This window comes from Chryseobacterium sp. ON_d1 (genome assembly GCF_006829085.1).
Lineage (GTDB): Bacteria > Bacteroidota > Bacteroidia > Flavobacteriales > Weeksellaceae > Chryseobacterium.
Map to the genome: position 1 here is coordinate 205,079 of NZ_BJTC01000009.1, position 25,744 is coordinate 230,822.

General features: G+C 36.4%; 27 protein-coding genes. 10 read left to right on the plus strand and 17 right to left on the minus strand.

Annotated features, from left to right (window positions below):
- Positions 1 to 29 precede the first annotated feature (29 nt).
- The 4 genes from CRS_RS15630 to panD all read right to left on the minus strand — a co-directional run bounded on the left by CRS_RS15630 (position 30) and on the right by panD (position 2,860).
- Positions 30 to 707 carry a TerD family protein gene (locus tag CRS_RS15630; RefSeq protein ID WP_142724949.1) on the minus strand — a complete coding sequence of 226 codons (678 nt, stop codon included), beginning with the start codon at positions 705 to 707 and terminating at the stop codon, positions 30 to 32.
- A 27-nt stretch (positions 708 to 734) separates the two neighbouring features.
- Complete coding sequence (locus CRS_RS15635; protein ID WP_142724950.1) at positions 735 to 1,310, minus strand: TerD family protein; 576 nt, start codon at positions 1,308 to 1,310, stop codon at positions 735 to 737.
- A gap of 167 nt (positions 1,311 to 1,477) precedes the next feature.
- Complete coding sequence (locus CRS_RS15640) at positions 1,478 to 2,506, minus strand: lysylphosphatidylglycerol synthase transmembrane domain-containing protein (RefSeq protein ID WP_142724951.1); 1,029 nt, start codon at positions 2,504 to 2,506, stop codon at positions 1,478 to 1,480.
- A 3-nt stretch (positions 2,507 to 2,509) separates the two neighbouring features.
- Positions 2,510 to 2,860 (minus strand): aspartate 1-decarboxylase, encoded by a 351-nt coding sequence (gene panD / locus CRS_RS15645; protein ID WP_002976902.1) that lies wholly within the window; start codon positions 2,858 to 2,860, stop codon positions 2,510 to 2,512.
- A 399-nt stretch (positions 2,861 to 3,259) separates the two neighbouring features.
- Here panD and CRS_RS15650 point away from each other — a divergent pair, with 399 nt between their 5' ends.
- On the plus strand, positions 3,260 to 3,550 hold the full coding sequence (locus CRS_RS15650) for an HU family DNA-binding protein (protein ID WP_002976900.1): 291 nt from the start codon (positions 3,260 to 3,262) through the stop codon (positions 3,548 to 3,550).
- Positions 3,551 to 3,988: 438 nt separating this feature from the next.
- Here the strand turns inward: CRS_RS15650 and pdxH are convergent, their stop codons facing one another.
- On the minus strand, positions 3,989 to 4,630 hold the full coding sequence (pdxH, locus tag CRS_RS15655) for a pyridoxamine 5'-phosphate oxidase (protein WP_142724952.1): 642 nt from the start codon (positions 4,628 to 4,630) through the stop codon (positions 3,989 to 3,991).
- A gap of 24 nt (positions 4,631 to 4,654) precedes the next feature.
- On the opposite strand from pdxH, the gene CRS_RS15660 reads away from it, so the two are divergent.
- A complete protein-coding gene (locus CRS_RS15660) occupies positions 4,655 to 5,203 on the plus strand; it encodes a YqgE/AlgH family protein (RefSeq protein ID WP_142724954.1) in 549 nt (182 codons plus the stop codon).
- A gap of 105 nt (positions 5,204 to 5,308) precedes the next feature.
- A complete protein-coding gene (locus CRS_RS15665) occupies positions 5,309 to 5,890 on the plus strand; it encodes an N-acetylmuramoyl-L-alanine amidase (protein WP_142724955.1) in 582 nt (193 codons plus the stop codon).
- A gap of 87 nt (positions 5,891 to 5,977) precedes the next feature.
- Here CRS_RS15665 and CRS_RS15670 read toward each other — a convergent pair whose 3' ends face one another.
- The 9 genes from CRS_RS15670 to CRS_RS15710 form a co-directional block, all read right to left on the minus strand.
- Positions 5,978 to 6,793 (minus strand): aminotransferase class IV, encoded by an 816-nt coding sequence (locus tag CRS_RS15670; protein WP_142724956.1) that lies wholly within the window; start codon positions 6,791 to 6,793, stop codon positions 5,978 to 5,980.
- A gap of 78 nt (positions 6,794 to 6,871) precedes the next feature.
- Positions 6,872 to 7,258, minus strand: a complete 387-nt coding sequence (locus CRS_RS15675; protein WP_002976884.1) for an START-like domain-containing protein — start codon at positions 7,256 to 7,258, stop codon at positions 6,872 to 6,874.
- 187 nt (positions 7,259 to 7,445) lie between these two features.
- Positions 7,446 to 8,621, minus strand: coding sequence for an aspartate aminotransferase family protein (locus CRS_RS15680; RefSeq protein ID WP_142725011.1), 1,176 nt, complete (start codon positions 8,619 to 8,621; stop codon positions 7,446 to 7,448).
- Positions 8,622 to 8,716: 95 nt separating this feature from the next.
- Positions 8,717 to 10,456, minus strand: coding sequence for an OstA-like protein (locus CRS_RS15685; protein WP_142724958.1), 1,740 nt, complete (start codon positions 10,454 to 10,456; stop codon positions 8,717 to 8,719).
- A gap of 3 nt (positions 10,457 to 10,459) precedes the next feature.
- Entirely contained in the window at positions 10,460 to 10,933 is a 474-nt protein-coding gene (locus tag CRS_RS15690) for a Fur family transcriptional regulator (protein ID WP_027374694.1), read from the minus strand.
- Between the two features lie 65 nt (positions 10,934 to 10,998).
- A complete protein-coding gene (locus CRS_RS15695) occupies positions 10,999 to 12,993 on the minus strand; it encodes a KUP/HAK/KT family potassium transporter (RefSeq protein ID WP_142724959.1) in 1,995 nt (664 codons plus the stop codon).
- 114 nt (positions 12,994 to 13,107) lie between these two features.
- A complete protein-coding gene (locus tag CRS_RS15700) occupies positions 13,108 to 14,088 on the minus strand; it encodes a pyruvate dehydrogenase complex E1 component subunit beta (protein ID WP_101239556.1) in 981 nt (326 codons plus the stop codon).
- 236 nt (positions 14,089 to 14,324) lie between these two features.
- Positions 14,325 to 14,744, minus strand: coding sequence for a DUF2147 domain-containing protein (locus tag CRS_RS15705; protein WP_142724961.1), 420 nt, complete (start codon positions 14,742 to 14,744; stop codon positions 14,325 to 14,327).
- Positions 14,745 to 14,955: 211 nt separating this feature from the next.
- Positions 14,956 to 16,884, minus strand: a complete 1,929-nt coding sequence (locus tag CRS_RS15710; protein ID WP_142724962.1) for an LTA synthase family protein — start codon at positions 16,882 to 16,884, stop codon at positions 14,956 to 14,958.
- Between the two features lie 89 nt (positions 16,885 to 16,973).
- On the opposite strand from CRS_RS15710, the gene CRS_RS15715 reads away from it, so the two are divergent.
- From CRS_RS15715 to CRS_RS15735, 5 genes are all read left to right on the plus strand, one after another.
- A complete protein-coding gene (locus CRS_RS15715; RefSeq protein ID WP_142724964.1) occupies positions 16,974 to 17,687 on the plus strand; it encodes a phosphatidylcholine/phosphatidylserine synthase in 714 nt (237 codons plus the stop codon).
- 41 nt (positions 17,688 to 17,728) lie between these two features.
- Positions 17,729 to 18,493 (plus strand): 3'-5' exonuclease, encoded by a 765-nt coding sequence (locus tag CRS_RS15720; RefSeq protein ID WP_131435691.1) that lies wholly within the window; start codon positions 17,729 to 17,731, stop codon positions 18,491 to 18,493.
- Between the two features lie 2 nt (positions 18,494 to 18,495).
- Positions 18,496 to 18,894, plus strand: coding sequence for a DUF2007 domain-containing protein (locus CRS_RS15725; RefSeq protein ID WP_142724966.1), 399 nt, complete (start codon positions 18,496 to 18,498; stop codon positions 18,892 to 18,894).
- 96 nt (positions 18,895 to 18,990) lie between these two features.
- Positions 18,991 to 19,596, plus strand: coding sequence for a fumarylacetoacetate hydrolase family protein (locus CRS_RS15730; RefSeq protein ID WP_142724967.1), 606 nt, complete (start codon positions 18,991 to 18,993; stop codon positions 19,594 to 19,596).
- 59 nt (positions 19,597 to 19,655) lie between these two features.
- Positions 19,656 to 20,093 carry a universal stress protein gene (locus tag CRS_RS15735; protein ID WP_142724969.1) on the plus strand — a complete coding sequence of 146 codons (438 nt, stop codon included), beginning with the start codon at positions 19,656 to 19,658 and terminating at the stop codon, positions 20,091 to 20,093.
- A gap of 83 nt (positions 20,094 to 20,176) precedes the next feature.
- Here the strand turns inward: CRS_RS15735 and CRS_RS15740 are convergent, their stop codons facing one another.
- Positions 20,177 to 20,410 (minus strand): hypothetical protein, encoded by a 234-nt coding sequence (locus tag CRS_RS15740; RefSeq protein WP_002976854.1) that lies wholly within the window; start codon positions 20,408 to 20,410, stop codon positions 20,177 to 20,179.
- Between the two features lie 42 nt (positions 20,411 to 20,452).
- Here CRS_RS15740 and CRS_RS15745 point away from each other — a divergent pair, with 42 nt between their 5' ends.
- Complete coding sequence (locus tag CRS_RS15745; protein ID WP_142724970.1) at positions 20,453 to 21,358, plus strand: DUF6427 family protein; 906 nt, start codon at positions 20,453 to 20,455, stop codon at positions 21,356 to 21,358.
- A 6-nt stretch (positions 21,359 to 21,364) separates the two neighbouring features.
- Positions 21,365 to 21,949 (plus strand): DUF3109 family protein, encoded by a 585-nt coding sequence (locus tag CRS_RS15750; protein WP_142724972.1) that lies wholly within the window; start codon positions 21,365 to 21,367, stop codon positions 21,947 to 21,949.
- Between the two features lie 75 nt (positions 21,950 to 22,024).
- On the opposite strand, the gene CRS_RS15755 is transcribed toward CRS_RS15750, so the two are convergent.
- Both CRS_RS15755 and CRS_RS15760 read right to left on the minus strand, forming a co-directional pair.
- Positions 22,025 to 24,889 carry a pitrilysin family protein gene (locus tag CRS_RS15755; RefSeq protein WP_142724974.1) on the minus strand — a complete coding sequence of 955 codons (2,865 nt, stop codon included), beginning with the start codon at positions 24,887 to 24,889 and terminating at the stop codon, positions 22,025 to 22,027.
- A gap of 151 nt (positions 24,890 to 25,040) precedes the next feature.
- The gene (locus tag CRS_RS15760) at positions 25,041 to 25,727 is read right to left on the minus strand and encodes a hypothetical protein (protein WP_142724975.1); all 687 of its coding nucleotides are present in this window, start codon (positions 25,725 to 25,727) and stop codon (positions 25,041 to 25,043) included.
- Positions 25,728 to 25,744: the final 17 nt, after the last annotated feature.

Below are 25,744 nucleotides of genomic sequence, written 5' to 3' on the forward strand. Positions count from 1 at the left end.
CGGCTTTTATGTAAGTTGAAAAATTGAATCTAGTTAGAATAAGCGTACTGCTGTCTCAGAATATCTATAAAATTATCTGTATGATGCGGCTCTCCTACTGCGCGGAATTTCCAGTCTCCGTTGTGACGGTATGCTTCTGCAAAAACCATTGCACACATTCCATTCATGCTTGAATCACCGGAGAGACTGTATTTGGTAATTTCCTTTCCTGTAGCATCTACCGCCCGGATAAATGCATTTTCTATCATTCCGAAATGCTGGTTATTGGTTCTTCCCTGATAAATAGTAACAAGAAATACAATTTTCTGATAACTCTGATCCAATTGATCCAGTCTTACAATGATCTGCTCATCATCCCCATCACCTGCTCCGGTTCTGTTGTCTCCTGTAAGCCATACATTCCCGCTGGGATGCTGCATAGAATTAAAAAAAACCACATCTCCCTGGTAAAGCCCCATTTGTCTTCCATCGTTGGTCTGTACTGTTCTTCCCAGATTAGCCACTTTACCATTTCCATCTAAAAGAAAAGCTACTGCATCAAGATCGTATTCAGCTTCTTTACTGAACAGTTTACCGAAGAATCCTCCCCCTTGCTTTCTTACATCCCATCCTAAACCGATGGTCACTTTTGAAAGATCATAAACGCTTTCACCGCGGTCATTCTTTCTTAAATCTATCGTTTGTCCTTTCTGTAAATTAATTGCCATAGTTATCGTTTTGTGTATTTGATGATGTTATTTGATAATCTGTCCCTTATAGTACTTTTCAAGGAAGAAGCCAAGGTCTGCTCTGTATCCTATTCCTGAGGCTTCAAACTTCCAGCTTCCGTTTCTTTTGTAAAGTCTTCCGAATTCCACTCCCGTTTCGATAGAAAAATCTTCATCCAGTTCATATTTTGCTATTTCCTGGTTTGAATGGTTATCCACAACTCTGATGTAAGAGTTTCTTACCTGCCCGAAATTCTGTCTTCTTCTTTCAAAGTCTTCTATGGTTACCACGAAAAGAATCTCTTCCACTCTTGAATCTACTTTATCAAGATCTATAACGATTGCTTCGTCATCATCACCATCACTGTTTTTACCATTGGGATCGTCACCTGTATGAGTAAGGGCACCATCCGGAGATTTCAGATTATTGTAAAAAACAAAATATTCTTCGCTTACTAATTTTCTGTCAGAATCAATCATGATTGCAGAAGCATCCAGGTCAAAATCATAGCCGGTTCCTTCATTGGGATCCCAGCCTAGTCCAATAGTCATTTTCGTCAATCCTATTTCAATCTTTTGCCCTTTCTGTAGATTAATTGCCATAGTGTCTTATATTATGAATTATTTTTTGCATTAAGATAGATTTGATTTACGAATTAACCAAATTTATTTATTAAAAAATATTCCATACAGCCCATTTAAGCCACATTATATAAAAAAGGTCCAATTAAAAATTGAACCTTGTATAGTATAAAAAAGTGTGTTGAGCCTTAATTTTCAAAGTTTTTATCTGCAACAGCCACATTTCTTGCTTTTGCCAGCATAGGAATAGAAATCAAGCCCATGACCAACATAATTACAATTTGCAGCGGTAAAGAAATAAAGGAATAGGTAAGTCCCATTTCACCTCCGAAATCAGCACTTTTCCCTACAGAGATAAAGAGTGCCATAAAACCGTATTTCATAGCAAGATTATAGGCTCCGATCCCCCCACTGGCAGGAATAATCATTCCCAATGTTCCTACTACGATAATAAAAAAACCGTCTGCGAAGGTAAATGCAGATGTTTCAGGAAGAGCAAAACATACAAGATAAGCAGCCAGATAATAGCAAATCCAGATTCCTAATGTATAAAGGATGAACTTTCCTTTTTCTTTTAATTTAAATATTGATGTGAGTCCCTGAAAAATGCCATCGATAAAACCGACCACTTTTCCTAAAAACGGAATTCCTGAAAGCTTCTTTTTAAATACAAAAAACAGAACTGTCCCTACAATCAGAATTGACAGAGCCAGCATGATCTTGTTGGGGTTCATATTGATTCCTGAATTTTTATAGAATGACAGAATAGCCTCATATTTAAACAGTAAAGTCAGTCCTAAGAAACCAAGCATACAGATAAGATCTACTACCCTTTCCAGAATAATAGTTCCAAAAGATTTGTCTACAGGCACCTTCTCTACTCCATACAAAGCAGTAGCTCTTGCCACTTCACCGCTTCTAGGGATCGTAAGATTCATCAGATAACCGAAAGATATTGACCACAACGCATTGTAATTTGAAATCCTGTACCCCAAAGGTTCCAGCATCAGATTCCAGCGGATCGCTCTGAACCCATAGGCAAGAAGCCCAAATACGGAAGCCAACAGCACCCAAAGATAATTGGCTTTTGCCAGAGATTTCTGAATAGTTTTAAAATCAAGCCCTCTTAAAGCAAGCCATAAAAAAAAGCCTGCAAAAGCAAGCGATATTACTATTGTAATTATTGTTTTTACTGGACTTTTTGATATTTTCTCCATGTACTACGTAAGAAGGTTTGTTTTTTCGTCCGGGAAAACAATTTTTGGCTGGAAATCTTTTGCTTCCTCAGGTGTCATCTGTGCATAAGCAATAATGATAATGATATCATCTTTCTGTACTTTTCTCGCAGCAGGCCCGTTCAGACATACTTCTCCAGATTTTCTTTTCCCTTTGATCACATACGTATCAAAACGTTCTCCATTATTCACATTGACGATATAGACCCTCTCTCCTACTACCAGGCCGGCAGCTTCTATAAGATCTTCATCTATCGTTATACTCCCTATATAATTAAGGTCAGAGGCAGTTACTCTCACCCTATGGATTTTGGACTTGAAAACTTCTATTAACATGTTGCAAATTTATTAATAAAAATTAATAAATCGGGTCTTTACTCTCATTAAAAAACTCCCACAAACACAGGGGTTTAATTTTACAAAACACAAGGATTACAATAATTACTTATAGATTTAATAATCATATGGTTAAAAATATTAATTGTTTATACAAAATTTAGGATTTAATAAATAGAGGAAATAATATCTACTTTTTGCTAAAGTCAATAAACATAAGCATTTGGCATGATTTTAGTAACCCGTAACGTAGATTTTCTGTGAAAATTAGAATTATCATATTTTAACTGATTTCACTGAAAAGCAAAAAAATTGTACAAGTTTTAATAAAAAAATTGCACAATTAGAAAATAGTACTATATTTGCTATAATTACGAACTAACTTTAATATTAAAAATTATGAACAAGTCTGAATTAATCGACGCAATCGCAAAAGATGCAGGTATCACTAAAGTTGCAGCTAAAGCTGCTCTAGAATCTTTCATTGGTAACGTAACTACTACTTTAAAGAAAAAAGACGGAAAAGTTTCTCTAGTAGGTTTCGGTACTTTCTCAGTAGCTGAGAGAGCAGCTAGACAAGGTATTAACCCTGCAACTAAAAAACCGATCAAGATCGCTGCTAAAAAAGTTGCTAAATTCAAAGCTGGAGCTGATTTATCAAACGCAGTTTCAGGTGCTAAGAAAAAATAATCATTCAGATTACAAAAATTCAAGGGCTGTTTCTAGAAACAGCCTTTTTTTATTTTAAATGATGATAGAGAATTAAACCATTAAGAAGTTTTAAGGGGTTTAGAAGTATTAAGTTTTGGCTGAAGCCTTTAGATCATGCATCATAAAAATAAGCGGGTTAAAACCCGCCTCTATTAATAAATTTAGCCATAAAAAGAATCTATTACATTTGAAAAAGACATTATTCAATAGGAACGGGCTTTAGCCCGTTTAAAAATAAATATCAATTCCCACGGCTTTAGCCAAAACTTAAAAGGTAATCTAATATGACAAATGTTGTCATTATTCTGTTCAAACTGAATAAGTTTTGACTGAAGCCTCTATCATTATGCACCATAAAAATAAGCGGATTAAAACCCGCTTCTATTGAGATATTATTGGCAATTCGTAATTTTTCCGTTACGGCGCCAATCTTGAAATTTTCCAGTCAAGATCTTCAAGCTGATAAATAATCCTGTCATGAAGACGATTTGGTCTTCCCTGCCAGAATTCTATTTCATAAGGTCTTGCAAGATACCCTCCCCAATGGGCAGGTCTTGGAACTTCCGTATTTTCATATTCTTTTTCAAGCTCTCTTAACTTATCTTCCAGAAATTCCCTGTTGGGAATCACCTGGCTCTGCGGAGATACAACAGCTCCCAGCTGACTTCCTTTCGGTCTCGAATGAAAATACCCGTCACTCAGATTTTCAGCCACTTTCTCAAGATCCGCTTTAATGATAATCTGGCGTTCCAGATTAGGCCAGAAAAAATGCAGGCAGGCCTTATGGTTGTTTTCTATTGCTTTTCCTTTTCTGCTGCTGTAATTGGTATAAAAAATAAATCCTTCATGAGTATAGGCTTTAAGAAGGACCATTCTTGTTCTCGGACATCCATCTTCTTCCACTGTAGAAACCGCCATAGCATTAGCTTCTGAGATCATCGGATTCTCATTTGCGTCCAAAAACCAGTCTCTGAACTGCTCTATTGGATTTTGTTTGATCTCACTTTCAATAAGTTGGGATTTCTCATACACTTTTCTTTTGTCGTGCAGGTTTTCCATAATTTTTTTTTATTAAATTTGAGTATGAATCACTCATACAAAGGTAAAATATTAATCTCGACACCTGACATTTCCGGCGATATTTTTTCAAGATCGGTAGTATTGGTTATTGAACACAATGAAAGTGGTGCATTTGGTTTGATATTGAATAAAAAGAACAGCCAGATGAGTAGCAAATTCAAAGATTTCTTTGACTTTAAAATTGAAGTATATGATGGAGGTCCTGTAGAAAATGATAAAGTTTTTTTCATTGTAAAAGGCAAAAGAGTCACGGAAATCTATACAGATATTACTGATGAATACTATCTTACAGAAGATATAGAGCGTATCATTAATGCTGTGCTGAGTGGTGAACTCAATATTGAACATATTAAAATATTTTCAGGATATTCCGGATGGTCTCCTAACCAGCTGGATACTGAAGTGCAGAGAAAAATGTGGACGGTAGTGGATGTTTACAATCTGGATTATACGCTTCCCAACGATCAGACACTCTGGAAATCTATTATGCAGAATCTTGGAGGAGAATTTCTCCTTTGGGCCAATTCACCTGAAGACATTTCACTCAATTAAAAAGTATATTTTTCGTATCAAATTGACAATTAACAAACTTTAAGATTCTTTTAACCAATTTTAAAGAAAGTTTTTCCGTTCTTTGAAAAAACTAAAATCACTGATATGAAAGGTATTACATTACTTGCTTTATCAATATTTTCTACAGCGTTTTTATCATTTACTCCTACCAATAAAAAATACATTGTCATAGATGCCGGGCATGGCGGAAATGATTTTGGGGCAACGTATGGTGAAGTGCTGGAAAAAAATATTTCATTAAGCGTTGCTAAGGAAATCCAGAAGATCAATGAAAACCAGGATAAATATGAGGTTATTCTAACAAGGGATTCGGACAGCTATCCTACCCTATCTGAAAGAACAGAGCAGATCAATAAGCTGAATCCTGAAATGGTTATTTCCCTCCATGTTAACAACTCTCCACAAAAAGAAAGATCAGACAACGGATTTGAAGTCTATGTTCAGAATTCTGATGTTTCAAAAGAATTGGCTGGGAAAATTTACAAGAAATTCAACGCCCGTAAAATTGAAGAGCGCAATCTTCATATACTAAGAGAAACCAAAGCACCTGCTGTATTGGTAGAACTTGGGTTCATCAATAATTCTGATAACAGGAATTATATTACCAGTGAAAAAGGGCAGAAAGAAATCGCACAGAAATTCGTTGAAATTATCAACGAGTATTAAATAAAAAAAACAATTTCTGATTTACTCAGAATAAAACCCGGTAAAGGACTTCTGGAACTTTGTTGTTTACCGGGTTTGTCAATTTTTTTATTGATTAAAACCGGACTTCCAGCTTGCTACCAATTCTGAGAAACGGGCGGTTTCAAAAGTCTTATTTCTTATTTTACCTACAGAAAATATACCTTTCTCTTCAGAAATCATTAAAATTTCCTCGGCCTTCTGCGATTCAAAGGCAATAATCTCATGTTCCTGGATATCGGCAAGATTATTTTTATGTAAGAAAGTAACAAAATTTTCCATTAAAGGAGAAATGTAAGCACCTTCGGTCTGTCTTGGTATTTTGATAACATTACCTTCCAAAAAAAGAAGATTTCCTGTAGTGGTACGTGCAATTCTTTTATTCGGATTAAGGAGAATTACATCGTCAAGATCGTTTTCCTGAGCATAGATCTCCCCGTAGATATTTTCCGGACAGTGAACCCTGATATTGCTCAAAAGGTTGTTATTAACGTTAATTTCTTTGATCATATCCAGTTCCAGAGGCCTTCGATGAACAGCCAGCACATCCTCCATTTCTGTTACTTCATAAAAATAAGAGACAGAGGATTTTGCCAAAATAATACCATCATTATTCCTGAATACCTGAAAATTGACAATTCCGTTTTTCACTCCTTTACCTTCAATAATATCTTTATGAAAAAGTGTCTGAAAAAACTCCAGCGTGTACGTTAAAGGAATATTCATTCTCATCTTTCTCATGGAAGCCATCAGGAAAAAATAGCATTCTTCGTCCATGATCAAACTACCATTTCTTACAAAGAAAGAAACCTTTACTGAGTCACCCCACAGAAATGCTCTGTTCTTTACATTTAACTCGTCTGATGTAAAATATTGATTTTCCAATTTTTGATATGATTTATTTACAAAAAAATAATGAACGATAAATCGTTCATCAGTTTTATCATTTAATATAGTACAGTATTAAGCTGCACCTAATTTTATTCTGAGGTTTTCAATAAGATTCTCCCAATACATTGCGTTTTCATCTTCATCACCATCTTCACAGAAGTCTGTAATATTAAGAGAGAGATCTTCTGTAATATCATCTATAACGATAGTCATTTCAAAGAAGTTTTTAGTTCCTTCATCTTCTTCCCATCTGAAACGCACGAAACCTTCAGGCTTATATCTGATCAAAGTGGCCTTCTCAGCAGGCCCTCCGCCCCAGCTAAAAAAGAAATCATCGCCTTTCTCTGTTACCTCATCCGCAAACCATTCAGACAATCCCTCTGCAGTCGCCAGATATTCATATAAAATCTCTGATAAACAGTGCATTGGAAATTCGTAATGGACTTTATGTTTCGCCATATAATCTTTGTTTTATCGTCCCGCAATATATAAATTAATTTTTTTATTACGCAAAAAAACAAATACTTTTTTAAAGAATCTGTATGATATTTATCACCGGATTCAAATCTTTATCAGACTAAGTTTTAAGGCTTAAAACTGCCATGCTAAACATAAAAAAACTCTCCTTTCTGGAGAGGTTTATACTTTAATTTTCATTCAATATATCCAGGATAATCTGACATCCTTCTCGGATTTCATCCATTGATAAGGTGAGCGGCGGAGAGATTCTCAGGTATTCATTTCTGTACAGCTGCCAGAAAACAATAAGCCCTCTTTCCATACATTTTTTGGCTACTTCCAGCGTATATTCAGGAGTTCCTAGATTTACAGCCAGCATCAATCCTTTACCATTTATATTTTTGATTTTAGGATGAACCAAAAGTTCTCTGAAGAGCTTTTCTTTTTCATCCACCTCATCCATAAGGCCACTATCCAGAACTTCTTTTAAGGTAGCATAACTTGCTGCCGCAATTAACGGATTTCCTCCAAAAGTAGTGATGTGTCCAAGCTTTGGTGAATGTGAAAGGGTTTCCATAATTTCTCTGGAACTCATAAAAGCGCCTACAGGAACTCCTCCTCCCATTCCTTTACCCATTACCAGAATATCCGGAACGATTCCAAAGTGTTCAAAAGAGAATAACTTCCCTGTTCTTCCAAATCCTGGTTGTATTTCATCCAGAATCAGAAGTGCTCCTACTTCTTCACATCTTCTTTTCAATCTGATCAGATAGTCTCGGGCAGGAACCAAAAATCCTGCAGCACCCTGAATGGTTTCCAGGATTACACATGCAGTTTTCTCCGTGATTTTATCAAGATCTTCATCGTTATTAAATTCGATAAAAGAAACCATCGGCAGTAAGGGACGGAATTCTCTTTTGTGGGTCTCATTTCCTGAAACACTTAAGGCACCATGGGTATTTCCATGATAGGAATTTTTAAAGGAAACAATTTCCTCTCTTCCTGTATATCTTTTTGCCAGCTTTAAACTTCCGTCAATAGCTTCTGCGCCGCTGTTTACAAGATAGGTAACTTCTAAAGGCTCCGGAGTGGCTTCTGCAAGCAGTCTGCATAGGGCAACAGGTTTTTCCTGCGCGTATTCGCCATATACCATTACGTGAAGATATTTATCTGCCTGTTCTTTGATTGCATTTACGATCTTAGGATGTGAATGCCCCAGCGTATTGGCAGAAACTCCTGCTACAAAGTCAAGGTATTTTTTTCCGTCTGTACCATAAATATAGCTTCCTTCTGCTTTTTCAACTTCAAAACCTGCCGCAAATTTTGTGGTTTGAGCCTGATATATAAAAAAATCTTTATGCATTTCCATTGTCTCCAAAAATTTCAGCAAAGCTATAAAAGATTCATTAAAGGTTAAAATTAATCCATAAAAAAGACCAGCGAATACTGGTCATTTTATTATTTTCTTGTTCGTTTAGGCTTTTTAGCTTCTTCTTTTGCTCTTTCATCATCAATGGCTTTCTGGGCTTTATCGAAGAGCTCATTATCAGCTGTATATTGTATTTCTTCGTTGTTGGGACTATCTACGAGGATATCCCGCCATTTTCTGATCCTGTCTTTCGTATTCCAGTTAAAATCCGGGAATTTCCTTTTTGAAGGTTCTATCATACTCATGGGATAGGTATCTGAAGCCGCTCCGATACTGCATGAAATAATCTGTAATGCCCTTTCTTCAAACAATGCTCCGATAATTCCGCAGGTGGAAAGCGTAATCCCTATTCTTTCCGGCTTTTTGGTTTCCTGATCAGTATCATCCACATAGACAATAGATTGGGCGTTTCCTACTACTCTTGCTTCTTTAATGGCATTCTTTTCATAGTATACCGTCATGAATTTTCCTTTGACCTGATTGAACTCATCTTTAAGATTCAGAGAGTCTACTTTACTAATAGCAAAGGCATTTCCGATTACTTTTAAAGAATCAATATCTTCTGTCTGGGTATTGAAGTAAGCTTCCACTTTATCTCCCGTTACCTGTTTTTCACCACTCCAAAGAATAGGGTTGGTATACATGTGCATAATTCCGTCCGTTTCATTGAAAGCAATAGAATCTGCTCTTCCCTGTGCATTGGATTTATAAATACGGGCTTTTTTAAAGGCTCTCAGGTAGCTTTTCTTCACTTTGACATCCAGGGAATCCGGTCTTTGGTAAGAGATGATTTTTTCAGCTGCAAAATAAATAGAGTCTTTCTCCATTACTTTTACAGCATAAGGACTTTTCGTCATCATGGCAGAGTCTTTCTTCTCGAAAATTTCTCCGTAACCTCCTTTTATATATCTCCTTTCCTTAGGATCATCAAGGGTTACATTTCCTGTTGCTTTACCGAATCCTGAAATCTGATTATAATACATATCATCCCCGGTAAGGATTTTCTCATTATAAAAGATCCTGGAGTTTTTGTTTAAATAAGCCTCCTTGGTATCCATTTTATAAGTCCCCTTTTCAGTATAGATTCTGTTTCTTGGATTGGTTTTGCTGGTAATAGTTGTAGGACCTATAAAATCAGCAATTTTCGTATTTTGATTCTGCTTAATATTAGGCCCTTCTATTGTATACTGAGGGGTTTCAATTTTTACATTTCCGGTAAGGTCTACGACTCTTGTATTAAGGAAATAAGTTCCTACCTTGGCATAGGTTACATTCTGGCCGTCAGAAATCGTTCCTCCTGTATTGAAATAAGCCTGATTGGCTAATCTGTCATAATACAGAATGTCTGTTTTTATGGTTTGTTTGGGATCGGTAAGAACTACATTTTTCCTGGCAACACCTTTTTGGGTATTGGCATCATATTCCATTTCTCCTGCAGTAATTACAGAACCGTCTGTGTTTTGAAGTCTTGTATTGCCTATTGCTTTTACAAAATTTTCCTCATTATACAGAACAACTTCATCTGCTGTAAGAATGGAGCCCTGGTGTTCAATCTGAACATTTCCGGTAAAATATTGATTCCCATCGTATTTTTCAGGGTTTTTCTTGATCTCGTCCGCATGGATGATCTTTACTTTATCTTCAGGTCTCACCTGTTTAGGCTGAGTGGGTGAAGGAGCCTGCAAATAAGGATCTCGCTTCACAGGGGTTTTATCCTGCGCAAAGCTTAGCGTAGAAATAAAGAGTAACAGAAAAAAAGCTATTCTCATTAATTAGTCATTCTTAGTGCCATAGAAATACAGCGAATGAGAATCAATTTTTACGCCAAATGCTTCTTCAATGGCTTCTTTGATTCCTTGAATTCTTGGGTCACAGAATTCAATAATTTCTTCAATTTCTTTATCAGAATCTTTTTTGTAGATCACCAGGTGGTCATGCTGTTTATCAAAATAAGATTTTTCATAAGATGAAGAGGTCAATGTCTTTTCTCCAAACTGATGCTTACGGATCAATCCTGCATCAAGGAAAATTTCAATAGTGTTGTAAATCGTTGCTTTGGAAACATGATATTTTTTCTGCATCATCAGAAGATACAGATCATCAACGTTGAAGTGATGATCCATATTATAAATCTCTTCCAATATCGTATATCTTTCAGGAGTGTTTCTAAACCCTTTTTCTAATAAGTAGTTTCTCAACACATCCTTGATCAAAGCTATATTTTTTTCTTTTTGTACTGTATCCATTAAAAAAATTATCTACAAATTTATTGAATTTTATTTAAATAGATATTATGGTAAATACTAAAGGATTAAGAGTTGTGACGGAAATAGCCGGACTGCTCGATCTTATTATCATAAACTGTCAATTCTGTAATCGGTGCAGATTCTACCTCAACATTATGAGAAGATACTCCCCAAGCCTTAAAGTCATCACTTCCGATATACTTCACAAAGTTGTAAATGTTAAGAACAATCTTCTGTTTAACAGTTAAAAGAATATCGTTGATATAGGTGTTATCTATGATTACATATTTAAGATCCGGCGGTATATCATGGGCTCTTAAAGAAGGATGACTGCTTCTGGAAGGAATGGTTCCGTCTGCCATTAAATCCTTCAATACCATATTGAAATAATCGTTGATTCTACGGTCTACTTTAAACCCTAAGAGGAAATTGATTTTATATACTGTTCCCGGAAGAATTTCGTCTACGGTATATCTGAACGTGTATGGATCTTCCTGGTTTACGATGCTCAGGATGAAATAATGGTCAGCTCTTTTTGGCTGTTTTTTGATGATGGAATAAATAATCTTTGATTCCACTTCATCGTTTCTTTTTGCTCTGCTCAGATAAGCCAGGTTTGTGGCATATTTCGGAATGGTTTCATCCAGTTTCATGTCTTTAAGAATAGACACATATTTTTCTATTTTGACAAACTGGATAAATCTTGTTTTTATTAATCTTCCGTTATACCATGCATACATAGAAACTCCGATAGAACCCGCCAATACAACGGTAATCCATCCTCCCTCCATGAATTTGATGATGTTCGCACTGAAGAATCCTAATTCGATAGCCATATAGACTAATGCGAAAAACAAAATCAAAACTTTGCTTACTCTATGTTTCAGCAGCCAGAATACCAACAGCACTGTTGTCATCAGCATGGTTACGGTAATGGAAAGACCGTAAGCGGCTTCCATTTTCCCAGATTCTTTGAAATGCAGAACGACAATGATACACAGGATAAGAAGTCCCCAGTTGATTCTTGGGATATACATTTGTCCTTTAACCCCTGAAGGATAATCAATTTTCTGATTCGGCCATAAGTTAAGGGACATTGCTTCTGAGAATATGGTAAAAGAACCTGTAATCAATGCCTGGCTGGCAATAATAGCAGCGGCTGTGGCTAAAATTACTCCCGGGATGATCATCCATTCTTCCATAATTCCGAAGAACGGATTAACAACAGAGAATCCGGGTTTGTTATAATTAGTCAAAAGCCATGCTCCCTGTCCAAGATAATTTAGAATAAGCATGATCTTAACAAATGCCCAGCTTACTCTGATATTTTTAGCCCCACAGTGACCCAAATCTGAATACAGTGCTTCTGCTCCGGTTGTACAAAGGAAAACAGCCCCTAAGATAACAATTGCACTTGGTGAGTTGACAATCAGTTTATATGCGTAATAAGGATTGAATGATCTTAAAATCTCAAAATTCTCGCTTAAATGCATTACTCCAAGACCTCCCAATACTAAGAACCAAACTACCATTACAGGACCGAAAAACTTTCCGATAAAGCTGGTTCCAAACTGCTGTACCACAAAAATAGCAATCAGAATTCCGATGGTAATAGGAACCACCGGTGTATGTGGGTTATAAATTTCAAGACCTTCAATAGCTGACATTACCGTCAGTGATGGAGTAATTACACCGTCTGCAATAAGGGCTGCAGCCCCAATAATCGCAATGAGATACAGCCATCCTTTCTTAAGGTTTCTTACCAGTGAAAACAGGGCAAGAATACCTCCTTCACCTTTGTTATCTGCCCTCAGAGCAATAATCACGTATTTTATTGTGGTCTGCAAAGTAAGGGTCCAGATAATACAGGAGAGAGCTCCTTCTATGTATTCATTGAAAGGCATATTGCTCCCCTGAGATCTCGCATTCACAATTGCTTTCATTACGTAAAGCGGAGAGGTACCAATATCTCCAAAAACAATTCCTAGAGACACTAAAACTCCTATAAAAGAAAGTTTCTTTAGATCGAAGTGGTAACCATCTTCTGTAACTTCTGCCATATCAGCTTAATTTATTTTAAAGGCGCAAATTTATACTAATTTTATGACGTCAAGAATTTTTCTTCATGAATATAATAAATGAAAAAACTTCCTTTCGGAAGTTTTTTTCTATAACTATTTTACGTACATCGCTTTTTTGATTTCCTCTTTTACTTTTTCAAGTTTAGGGAACCATTCTGCAAACAATGCTGCAGAGTAAGGTGCAGGTGCATCAGGAGTAGTAATTCTCTTGATAGGAGCATCTAAATAATCAAATGCTTTTTGCTGTACCATATAAGTAATTTCTGAAGATACAGAACCAAACGGCCACGCTTCTTCCAAAATAACCAGTCTGTTTGTTTTCTTCACAGATTCCAAAATAGTATCGAAATCTAAAGGACGAACTGTTCTAAGGTCAATAACCTCTACAGAAATTCCTTCTTTTTCCATATCTTCAGCAGCCTGGATAGCCAACTTCATGATTTTACCGAAAGAAACCAGAGTTACATCCTTACCTTCTCTCTTGATATCTGCTTTTCCTATTGGCAGATAGTATTCCTCTTCAGGAATTTCCATTTTATCACCATACATCTGCTCAGATTCCATGAAGATCACCGGATCATTATCCTGAATCGCGGTTTTCAGCAATCCTTTTGCATCATAAGGGTTTGAAGGTACTACTACTTTCAGTCCCGGGCAGTTAGCATACCAGCTTTCAAAAGCCTGGGAATGGGTAGCTCCCAATTGTCCTGCAGAAGCAGTAGGGCCGCGGAAAACGATTGGACAGTTCCACTGTCCACCACTCATTTGGCGGATTTTTGCAGCGTTATTGATAATCTGATCAATTCCTACCAAGGAGAAATTGAATGTCATAAATTCTACGATAGGTCTGTTACCGTTCATTGCAGCTCCTACAGAGATCCCTGCAAATCCAAGCTCTGCAATTGGTGTATCAATTACTCTTTTCGGACCAAATTCATCCAGCATTCCTTTTGAAGCTTTATATGCACCATTATATTCTGCAACTTCCTCTCCCATCAGGTAGATGGATTCGTCTTTACGCATTTCCTCGCTCATTGCCTGCGCAATTACCTCACGAAAAGTATATTCTGCCATATTTTCTTGAAAAATTTAGACTACAAAAATAGTGTTTTTTTATGATACACATCATAAAAAGCCATCTCATTTCAATGAGAAGTTATAATATTAACTGTATTTAAAATGAATTTTCCTTCTTTCTACTTAGAACTTATGGTTTTTCCAGGTTCCGAAAATTTTACACAACATTTTCATTCACAAAAAAACGGCATTTCATTGCTGAAATGCCGTTTTAAATTTTATATAAACCTGAATTAATTAGATTTCTCCCAAACCTGAGTTCTTCCTAATAAAGATAATCCTAAGTAACCTCTTACATTCAGTTTATCTCCGCTTCTTGTAATGGTACATTTGTACGTTTTTCCTGTTTTAGGATCAGTAATGGTTCCTCCGGTAAACTCATCACCATCCTTTTTCAATCCTCTGATAATTTCAAGACCCAAAATCGGTTTTCCTTTTCTGTCATCCTTACAAGAAGTACAGTTAGGTTCAGCCGGTTTGATCAATAGCTGGGAAACTTTTCCATAATATTTTCCGTCTGATTTCTTGAATATCTCTACAATAGATTTTGCCTGTTTTGTTTCATCATCTATTGTTTTCCACTTTCCTTCTATCTGCGCAAACGTTAGCATACTAAATAAAGAAAGCGCGAATGTTAACAATATTTTTTTCATATTTCTTATAGTTTTAATTGATACAATATTCTTGTCTACGTATTTTATAAAAGTATAAATTAATTTTCAACAAACAAAAACTTTTATTATACAAAGCATAAAGAGGATAAAAAAGTAAAATCGTTAAAAGGTAAAAAAGCTAAATTTCAATCAGCCCGTTATGTTTTTGCAATTATACGTTTTTGCTGTTTTACCTTTTCACCATTTCACTCTAATACAGCTTCCTGTTAATCACCCTATCCATATAATCCTGATACCAGGCCTTTGCGGTTTTCTTCCCCTGTTCTACTTCAGGATTTTTAACTTCATTGATCAGATTTTTTTCAAGACCCAGATCAGATTTGTCATACACGCCTATGAATTCTTTTCCATCAAAACGGTAAATATAATTTCCGATCATGAACTGCTCCGTGCTTCCGTCTGAGTTCACAACAATAAAAGGATACTTCTTATCACTCACCAGACTTCTTCCCCAGCTTCTGATGGGTTTATCATATCCGATAAGATCTGCCAGGGTAGGATATATATCTGCCTGCTGTGCAATTTCCTGACTGACTCCTTTAAGCTGGTATTCAGGATTTGGAGAATAAAAAATCAACGGAACGGCATAACGGTTCATTGCTCTCTCATACTCCGGATAATATACCTGATTGGTATGATCTCCTGTAAAAACAAAGATGGTATTATTGAACCAAGGCTGCTTTTTGGCAGTTTCAAAATATTTTTTGATGGCGAAATCAGTATACTGGATGGGTTCATGCATTTCTATCCTCCCTTTTTTAAATTTCCCGTTATATTTTTCCGGAATTTTAAAAGGGTGATGTGATGAAGCGGTAAATACAGTGGTCATAAAAGGTTGTTTTTTTCCTACATTTTTAGCAAAATACTGCAAGAAAGGTTCATCCCAAATCGCCCACATGCCATCAAAATCTTCATCATGGTTATATTCTGTTTTTCCGAAATAATGTTTAAATCCTAAAATATTTCCAAATCCAAGGAATCCCATTGAACCGTTGGGTGCCCCATGATAAAAGGAGGTATCATATCCCAGATCATTACATACAGAAACAATAGACTGAATTTTCTGATTGGAATATGGAGATCCCGTAAATGCGTCAGTAAGACTGGGAATTCCGGCCAAAACACTGCTCATCCCATGAATAGACTGTCTTCCGTTTGCAAAAGTATTGGGAAAAATAAGACTCTGACCAGCCAAACTGTCCATAAACGGGGTGTAAGAAATATAATCTTTGATATTTTTGTCTTTATTAAAAGCACCGGAATATTCTCTGCTGAAAGATTCTACAATGAAAATAACAATATTGGGACGGTTTTTTACTTTTCTGTCATACACTTTATAAGGCTGTACATACTCTTCGATGTCTTTTTCACTCACAAAATGAACTTCCTTAAAATTATTGGTATTTAAAGTTCTGAAAAATGAGAATGTACTGTTCAACACCATATTTCCCTGCAGTGGATTTGTTACAAACCGCGTAGCATCCACCATATTGATAGGCCTTGTACTGTGTTTAAAATCTCCTCTGATTCCCCCCACCACCAATACAGCAGTAATACATAAAGTCAGAATGGAAGTCAGAAAATAGGGAAGCAGCTTGGCAGGTTTCAGCTCCTCTACTTTTACTTTTTTATAAAGGAAAACCCAAAGAATCATCAGCACTACATACCAGATCAGCACAAAAGGATGCTGCCCAACAGAAATCATCAGCGTTTTATAAACGTTAGACTCATGCTCTGCTACCTGAAATACCGCTGAAGTAAGCCTCGCCTGGGAAAATTTATAATAAATAAAATCCCCGAAGTTCATCGCATAGGCAATACCATTGGTGATAAAATAGAGCCAGAAAAGTATTTTTTGAAAAACGTTCTTCGTATTGATTACCAAAGGTAATAAACTAAGAAGTATAAATAACGCATTGACGTACAGAATAGCGGTGGTATCAAAAGCAGTACCATGAAAGGCCAGCTTTATATATTCTGAAACGGAATCAACTTTAATAAGATCTTTATTAAAATACCAGAATAAAAGCCTGGCAATCTGATAAAAAACATAGGCCAGAAAAATCCTGTATACCAATACCAGAACTTCCTGTTTTCTAAATCCTTTTAAAAATTTCATGGGGCAAATTTACATCAAAATCACTTTAATGCATTTTTTAGTTCAGATTATTTTGAGTTAGAATTTTTAAAAACTGTAATTTTGTGCTTATGGATTTTATAAAGAATAATCTGGCCAATGCCTTAACCCTGGCAAATTTATTTGCGGGGTGTGTAGGTGCAATACATCTTATTTTAGGAGATTATCAGACAACAGCAATCTGCCTTATTCTCTCTTCGATTTTCGATTTTTTTGACGGCTTTGTGGCCAGGGCTTTAAAATCAAACTCCAACCTTGGTCTTCAGCTTGATTCTCTTGCCGATATGGTGAGCTTTGGAGTGATTCCAGGCCTTACAATGTATAAAGCACTTGAACCTTTTGGAACTGAACTTCTTGGGATTCACTTTCCATTTGACATCAAATACATCGGGATTATTGTTACTGTATTTTCCTGTCTAAGGCTTGCTATCTTCAATCTTGATGAAGAACAGCGTTATTATTTCAAGGGATTAAACACGCCTACCAATACCGTTTTACTTTTTGGTCTTTATTATGCCTTTAAGGAAACCGGAACTTTCAGCTTTTTATTTAACAATGAACTGCTATTGGTTCTGCTGACTCTTATTACATCATGGCTTCTGATCAGTCCGATCAAGATGATGGCGATGAAATTCAAATCAAAACAGTTAAAAGATAACTACCCTAAAATTGTATTACTGGCAGGGGGAATTATTATTCTGGCTTTATTTCAGGTAGTAGGAATCCCGATGCTTGTTATTTATTATATATTGGTGTCTCTTATTTTTCAGGGACAGTTAAAATAACATATTTCAATAGAACACATTTCAAATTATTAATCATCAACATGAATTTAAAACTCCATAAACCACTTTGTATTTTTGACCTGGAAACCACAGGGACCAACATCGGAAAAGACAGAATTGTTGAAATCTGTATCTTAAAGGTAAACCCGGATGCTTCCAGAGAAAGCAAAACATGGCGTGTCAACCCGGAAATGCCGATTCCTAAGGAATGTAGTGAAATCCACGGCATCTATGACGAAGATGTAAAAGACGCTCCTACTTTCAGGGATATTGCCGCTAAAATTATGGAAATGATATCAGGTAGTGATCTGGGTGGTTTTAATTCCAACAGATTTGATGTTCCGCTTTTGGCTGAAGAACTTTTAAGAGTAGGAATGGATTTTGATCTGAGCAAATTCAGACTGGTAGATGCACAGACTATTTTCCATAAAAAAGAGCCCAGAAATTTAGGGGCGGCTTATCAGTTTTACTGTGGAAAAACACTGGAAAATGCACACTCTGCAGAAGCTGATGTCATGGCAACATTCGAAGTTCTGGATGCGCAGGTGGGAAAATATGACGATATACCGAATGAGATAGCACCACTAAGTGAATTTACGTTCCATAATAAAAATGCAGATCTTGCCGGATTTATAGGATATAACGAGAAAATGGAAGAAGTTTTCAACTTTGGAAAATATAAAGGTCAGGGTGTGAAAGCAGTGTTTCAAAAAGATTTAGGGTATTTCGGATGGCTGCAGAATGCTGACTTTCCGTTGTACACCAAGAAAATTTTTACAAAGATTCAACTCTCAAGCAGATTTTAAATATGTCTGACCTAGTTCGTTTTAAATTTTATGAAACTGCCCTTGAAGCTAACAGGGACAAACAGATCCTGGCTGAAAACGGGATTAACAGTTTCATTGCGAATGAGCAGCTCATCCAGTCGGATTGGCTTCTCTCACAGGCGGTAGGCGGCATACAGCTCCAGGTATTTGAGGATGATATGGAAAAGGCCCAACAGATTCTGCAGGATTACAAAGACAATGAACAATATTCGCTGGAAGTAGAACACACCATTGAGGATCCCGAATTTGACTTTGCCTGCCCGAAATGTGGTTCCAATCATATTTACAGGGACGACAGTGCCACCAGTTTCTTCGGAATTTCTTTTCTGACGAGCCATAAATTCAAATGTTATTATTGCGGGAATGAGTTTACCCATTAGCCAATAGAAATTAATATCCATTAAGCTGTATCAATAAAAAGGAAGATGGCTTCGTTCCTCACAATGACGAAGTCAAAAAAATAAAATAAAAGAATTATGAAAATCATCTGCATAGGAAGAAATTACAGTGAGCATGCAAAAGAACTTGGAAACGAAATTCCAGAGAATCCGGTTATTTTTATGAAACCGGACACCGCCGTTCTGAAAGGAAATGATTTTTACATTCCTGAATTTTCAAATGATATCCACTACGAGCTTGAAGTGGTATTAAAAATTTCAAAGGGAGGAAAATATATTCAGAAAGAAACAGCACACAAGCATTATGAAGAAATAGGTTTGGGAATAGATTTTACGGCAAGAGATCTTCAGAGCGAACTGAAATCAAAAGGGCTTCCATGGGAGCTTGCCAAAGGTTTTGACGGTTCTGCTGTGGTAAGCAACTTCTTTAAAAAAGAAAATTTCAGTCTGGAGAACCTTCAGTTTTCATTATTAAAAAATAAAGAGAAAGTACAGGATGGCAATACAAAAGATATGATGTTCAACTTTGACGACATTATTGCTTTTGCCTCCCAATACTTTACGTTAAGAGTAGGAGACCTTATTTTCACAGGAACTCCGAAAGGGGTTGGAAAGGTAAATGAAAATGATATCCTGGAAGCTTATCTTGAAGAAGAAAAAATCCTTGATATCCGAATATTATAAGTATTTAACATCAGAATATGACAAATTTTTCATACCTTTAGGTAACAAAATTAGAGGTTATGATAAATATTGTATTACCCGTAGATTTTGGGGACAAGACAGACCAACTGGTAGACGGTGCCATAAAATTTGCAAAACAGCTTAACGGCAGAATTTACCTGATCCACGTAGCGCCATCAGATATCGGCTTTGCCATTGGTGATATGGGATTTCAATATTTTCCGGAAGTGGAAGCCAACGAAATCAGAGAAGAGCTGGTACAGCTTAATAAAATTGAGCAAAGAATCATCGGCCATGATATTGATTGTGAACACCTTTTGAAACAGGGAATTGCAAAAGATATTATTCTGGAACATGCAAAAGAAAAAAATGCAGACTATATTGTGATGGGATCACATGGCAGAAGCGGAATCTATGATGTATTCGTGGGAAGTTTAACAAAAGGAATTACGAAAAGTTCAAGCATTCCTGTTCTGGTACTTCCGATTCACGACTAAGAAAAGAAAATTTTAATCGTTAGTAATAAAAAAACCGATCAAAGCATATTGTTTGATCGGTTTTTTACTATATAACCAATTAATTAACCTTCTTTTTTGTAGATATTCGGATCGTAGTAAGGATGCTTACCTTCCGTTGGAGAATAATAGTCTTTATCTTTGTCACCACCTAGTGTAACCACCAGTACATAACACCAATAAGTGAACAGTACACAGCAAACGATAAACAGAATCCAGTTTAAAACATTACCGAAAGCATCAAAGAAACCGAAAGACCATTTGAAAACTTTGCTTAAGAATAGAAAGAAAGACGTCATTATTTTCCTTTTTTAAATTAACTTTGTACAAATTTATAAAAAATGTTTAAATTACTTTCAAAAGAAAGCAATATTTTTTCAATTCCTGTTTATATTGGTTTTCTTCTTTTAGTAGTCGTAATATTTAACATACTGAATTTCAACACTTACGAAGCTATTGTTGCCGGAATAACTTTTCTGGGAATTGCTTTGGGATATTTTTGTTTTCACAGTATCGCTCTTAATTATCAGACCCATCTGCCTTTATTCTTATATACCTTTTTTATTTTCGGGCTATACCCCGGGAACCTGGATATAGGAATCGCCGTTTCACTGCTTACCAACTCTTTTCTTATCCTTCTTCTGACCAGTGCAGATGAGGATATCAGAAAAAAATCTTATGTGTTGGTAGGCTCTATAGTAGCTTTGAATTTTATTTTTCTCCCTACTACCTGGCCGATGGCTGTTTTTGTGATCATCCACGTGATTGCCACCTCTGCCAAGATCGGACTGAATCTTTTCAGATTTCTGCTGGGAATTGTTTTGATTATATTCAGTTATTTTTCTGTCATGTATTTTGTACAGTTCACATCATGGAATATCGATTATTTTCCATTTGGAAAAATGAAACCGGTAACGGATTACACAGAACTTCTGCCATTAATTCCCGTGGTTCTGATGCTTATTTATGCTGTATATGACCATTTTAAAAATTATAATAAGAAGAGTCCGATAAGCAGGTATAAATATACCTTTCTATTGGTCTTTTCTGTAGCACAGCTTATTTCTATTATCCTGTACATGAATAAAAGCTATGAATACCTGCTTCTTCTGGCATTTCCTTCAAGCATTATCCTGAGCAGAATGATGAGATTTTTACCTAAATACTGGATGCGTGAAGCCAGTGTATGGCTTATTATTATTAGCCTGCTTACCTTTAAGGCAGGTACAGTTTTTGATTTATTTTAAGAAATTATGATTCAGATAGACGATAAATTGATTTCCGAGGAAATTTTTTCCGAAGAATTTGTTTGCAACCTTACAAAATGTAAAGGTGCATGTTGTGTGGAAGGAGATGTAGGAGCTCCGTTGGATAAAAGCGAGCTTGAAATATTGGACAGTATTTTTGATAAAATAAAACCTTACCTCACCCAGGAAGGAATCAAAGCCCTTGAAGAACAGGGAACATGGACTACTGATCCGCACGACGGAATGTATGTTACTCCTATGGTGGAGAACCGCGAATGTGCCTATGTAACATTCGATGAAAAAGGAATTACCAAATGTGGTATTGAAAAAGCGTATGAAGATGGTGCTGTAGACTGGCAAAAACCGATCTCCTGTCACCTCTACCCGATCCGTGTTACGGAATATTCTGCCTTTACTGCATTGAATTATCATGAGTGGAATGTATGCAGCGATGCCTGTACCCTTGGAAAAGAGCTTCAGGTTCCTGTATATAAGTTCTTAAAAACTCCGCTGATCAGAAAATACGGCGAAGAATTCTACAATGTTCTGAGCGAAGCAGCTGATGAATGGAAAAAAGAATATGGTTCTTAACCTGATACGTATTTGAATTAAATAACAAAAACCGCAGAAAAATCTGCGGTTTTCTTATTGTCAGCAAAAAGTTGACTAGTTGGCAGCTCCTGCTTTTACCGTCACAGTTTCTACCTTTTTAGCCTCTTCTTTTTTAGCATTTTCCCATCCGTCTTCCGGCATCAAAGTCGCTACAATTCTACTTTTTGTAAGGTATTTTTTAGCAACATCCTGAAGGTCTTTTACTGTAAGCGCTTTTACTTTATCCTGATAATTCAAGATATCGTACTTATCACTTCCGTCCAGTTGATTCTTGGCAATAGCATTCATCCAGAACATATTATCTTTCAGTTCTGTTTTATTGTCATTGTATTCTCCTTCCTTGTATTTGTCAAGATCTTTCTGCTCAGGTCCTTTATCAATCAGTTTCTGAAGCTCAGCAATAGCGCTTTTCGTAAGCTTCTCAGCATTCTCAGGGCCACAAGGGAAGCTGATGCTGAAATTGTAGGAATTGTAAGGAATTTTATTCATTCCTCCTCTTGCTCCTCCGCCATAGATGCCGCTTTCATCTTCTCTCAGTTTTTCGATCACTTTGATGGTTGCCACTTCTCCAAGAGCTGATAAAGCCAATGCTTCTTTTTCATTATAAGGAGCTTCTCCTGCATAAGAAATGGTTACCATACTCTTCGGATCTTTACCTTTTTTATACACCTTGGTATAATCTCCGGTCATCTGTCTGTATCCTGTATCTTTGAACATACCAGCCTTTCCTGATGAAGGAAGACTTGCAATGTACTGCAGCACCTGGTCTTTGAATTTCGCTTCATCAATATTTCCTACAAAATAAAAATGGAAGTTTCCTGCATTGGCAAATTTTTCTTTATAGATATCATATGCTTTTTTATAATCGGTGTTCGCCCAATCTTTCTCCATTGGGAACAGACCTATAAATCTAGGGTTTTTCTGATTCATGAATTTGGCATGTTCGCTCGCAAAATAAGTCTGTGGATTAGACAAAAGATTATTCAGCATGGCAGACTGCTTTTCTTTATAAGCATTGAAAGAAGCAGGATTATAGTTCAGATTTGTAAAATAGGCATACATAAGTTCCATCGCTGTTCCCAAATCTTTTTGGGTAGTCCTTCCGGAAACCCCTTCAAAGAGAGCAGTTACCATTGGATTCACGTTTACTTGTTTACCGGCAAGATAATTGGTAAGATCTGCTTTGGAAAATCCACCAACACCAGCTTCTGACAATGCTGAGAAAGCAAACTGCGTTTTATTAAAATCAGCATCAGGAATAATAGAATTTCCGCCTAAACTTCTCGCTGTAAATACAATCTCATCATCTTTAAAATCTGTTTTCTTGAAAGTTACTTTAGCCCCGTTGCTTAAAGTCCAGGTTGTTGTCCCTAATTTGGCATCCGTTTCTGTTTTCGCAATTTTCCCTTCAGATTTGAAAGGTTTTACTAAATTTTTAATGGTAGCCTTTTCTTCATAAGGTTTAAGATCTGCCATTTTCACTGCATCAAATGTATTCAGAACCATTGCTTCTGTAGGCATGGTTATATTGTCTTTTTTAGGGCCGGTGATCACAATTACCCTGCTGTCATCCTTCACCATTTTCTTGATGACTTCGTTGGTCTGCGCCAGGGTAACAGACGGTAAGAAAGATTTGGTATCTTCATATTCCCACGCAATTCCAGGAATCGGCTCCTGTTCCAGGAAGTTTCTTACATACTCTCCTACCAGCATATCACTTTCTGTTTTATCTCTGTTGTTATAAGATCTTTCAAGGTTGGAAAGGACCTGAGATTTTGCTCTGTCGAGTTCAGATTGTGTAAAACCGAATCTTTTGGCTCTTTCTACTTCCTCTAACAGAACTTTCAATGCATTCAGCTGATTTCCTTCTTTTACCATGGCAAACCCCTGGAAGGCTTCTTTGCTTCTTGCATACGTTCCTCCGTGATATACTGATCCGAAAGTAAACGGTGGATTTGTAGAATTGATCAGTTCTCTCAATCTGTTATTCAACATTGTGGTTGAAAGGTTTTCTATAAGGCTCTGATTGTACTGTTCAATTGTTACATCCGGTTTGTAGGCCTCAGCATCTTTCATGATAAACTGTACCATAGAATTGGTAGCATCCGGATCTGTTTCAATAGCTACTAAAGTTTCTTTGTGATTGGGAAGATCAAAAGATTTTCTTTCTCTTGGATTTGAAGGATTTTTATATTTACTGAAATTATCCTTGATCTTTTTTTCGATCTCATCTACATTGATATCTCCTACTACGATAATCGCCATCAGATCCGGTCTGTACCAGTCCTGGTGGAATTTTCGGATCACATCGGGTTTGAAGTTTTCCAAAATTTCTTTTTTTCCGATCGGCAGCCTTTCTGCATATTGTGATTTGTACAAAAACTTCGGAAGATATTTATCCATCATCCTTTTATCTGCTCCAAGCCCCAATCTTAATTCTTCCAGCACAACTCCCCTTTCTTTATTGATCTGTTCATCAGAAAGTGTTGCATTGAATGCCCAGTCTTCCATTACTTTCAGTCCGGCATCCAGATTTCCGGGTTTATCTAAGGGAACCGGAAGCATATAAACCGTCTCGTCAAAGCTTGTATATGCGTTAAGGTGCTGTCCGAATTTCACTCCGATAGATTGCAGGAAGTCAACCAGCTTATTATCCGGAAAGTTTTTAGTTCCATTGAAGTTCATGTGCTCCATAAAATGGGCCAATCCTCTTTGATTCTCATCCTCAAGAATGGAGCCGGCATTGATGGCCAGGCGGAAATCCACCTTTTTCTCAGGTAATGTGTTTTTTTTGATATAGTACTTCATTCCGTTGGAAAGGGTACCGATTCGCACGGAAGGATCCACCGGAATGTTCTGTGCAAAGGCATTCGAGGACATCAGAAAGATGACCGCAAATGAAGATAATACTTTTCTCATGGTATTTGATTTTATTTACACGCTAAAAGTATCAATTATTCACAAGGTGAAGAAATTGCACAATTTATTTCATAGTTAAATTTGAGTTAAAAATATTAATATATTAAAAAAACCGGGTAATTCCCGGTTTTTTATATCTTAAAAAGAGTTTTTATTTAAAATCTGCATCCGTAACTCCGGAGTTGATCACCACTTTTGTCGTTTTAATTGTCATTTTCTGACCTCCGCCTTCAGCGTCTACTTCTGCAGGGAACTGTATTCCGTCTACAGTCATATAACTTTTGATGGTAGCATTTCCTTCTCCGGCATCTGTTTTATATAAAAGTCCGGTTCCTGCATCAAAATAAAACTTTCCTTTATCAGAAGACAGTACATTATAGTCTTTTCCGTTTAATTTTTCTGTTGATACAGTCTGAAAATTAGAAGCATCAAAAGCTAACGCATCAATGGGTTTTCCTTTTTTCAGGTCAGCAATCTTGTCAGCAGGAATATCTGTTTTAGTTCCCATCTGATCAAAATACCCTTTCTCTCCGTCAAACAGCTGAATCATTTCTTTCCCCATGAAAGATTGTACAGATTTGAATTTATTTCCTAATTTCTTTGTAGTCATTTGAATTTCCATTCCCTGCACACCAACCGTATTATCAGTAATCGTAGATTTTACAGCGTCCAGTTTATCTTTCCCACCTAATGCTTTGAAATAATTATCAACAACTTCTTTAGGTGTCAGTTTTGATTTTACAGCTTCTGTTTTAGCAGATGCAGCTCCCTTTTTCTGAGCTGCTGCAGGTACTGAGAAAAGTACAGCACAAAAAAACGGAATGATGATCTTTTTCATATTTATAATAAAGTTTA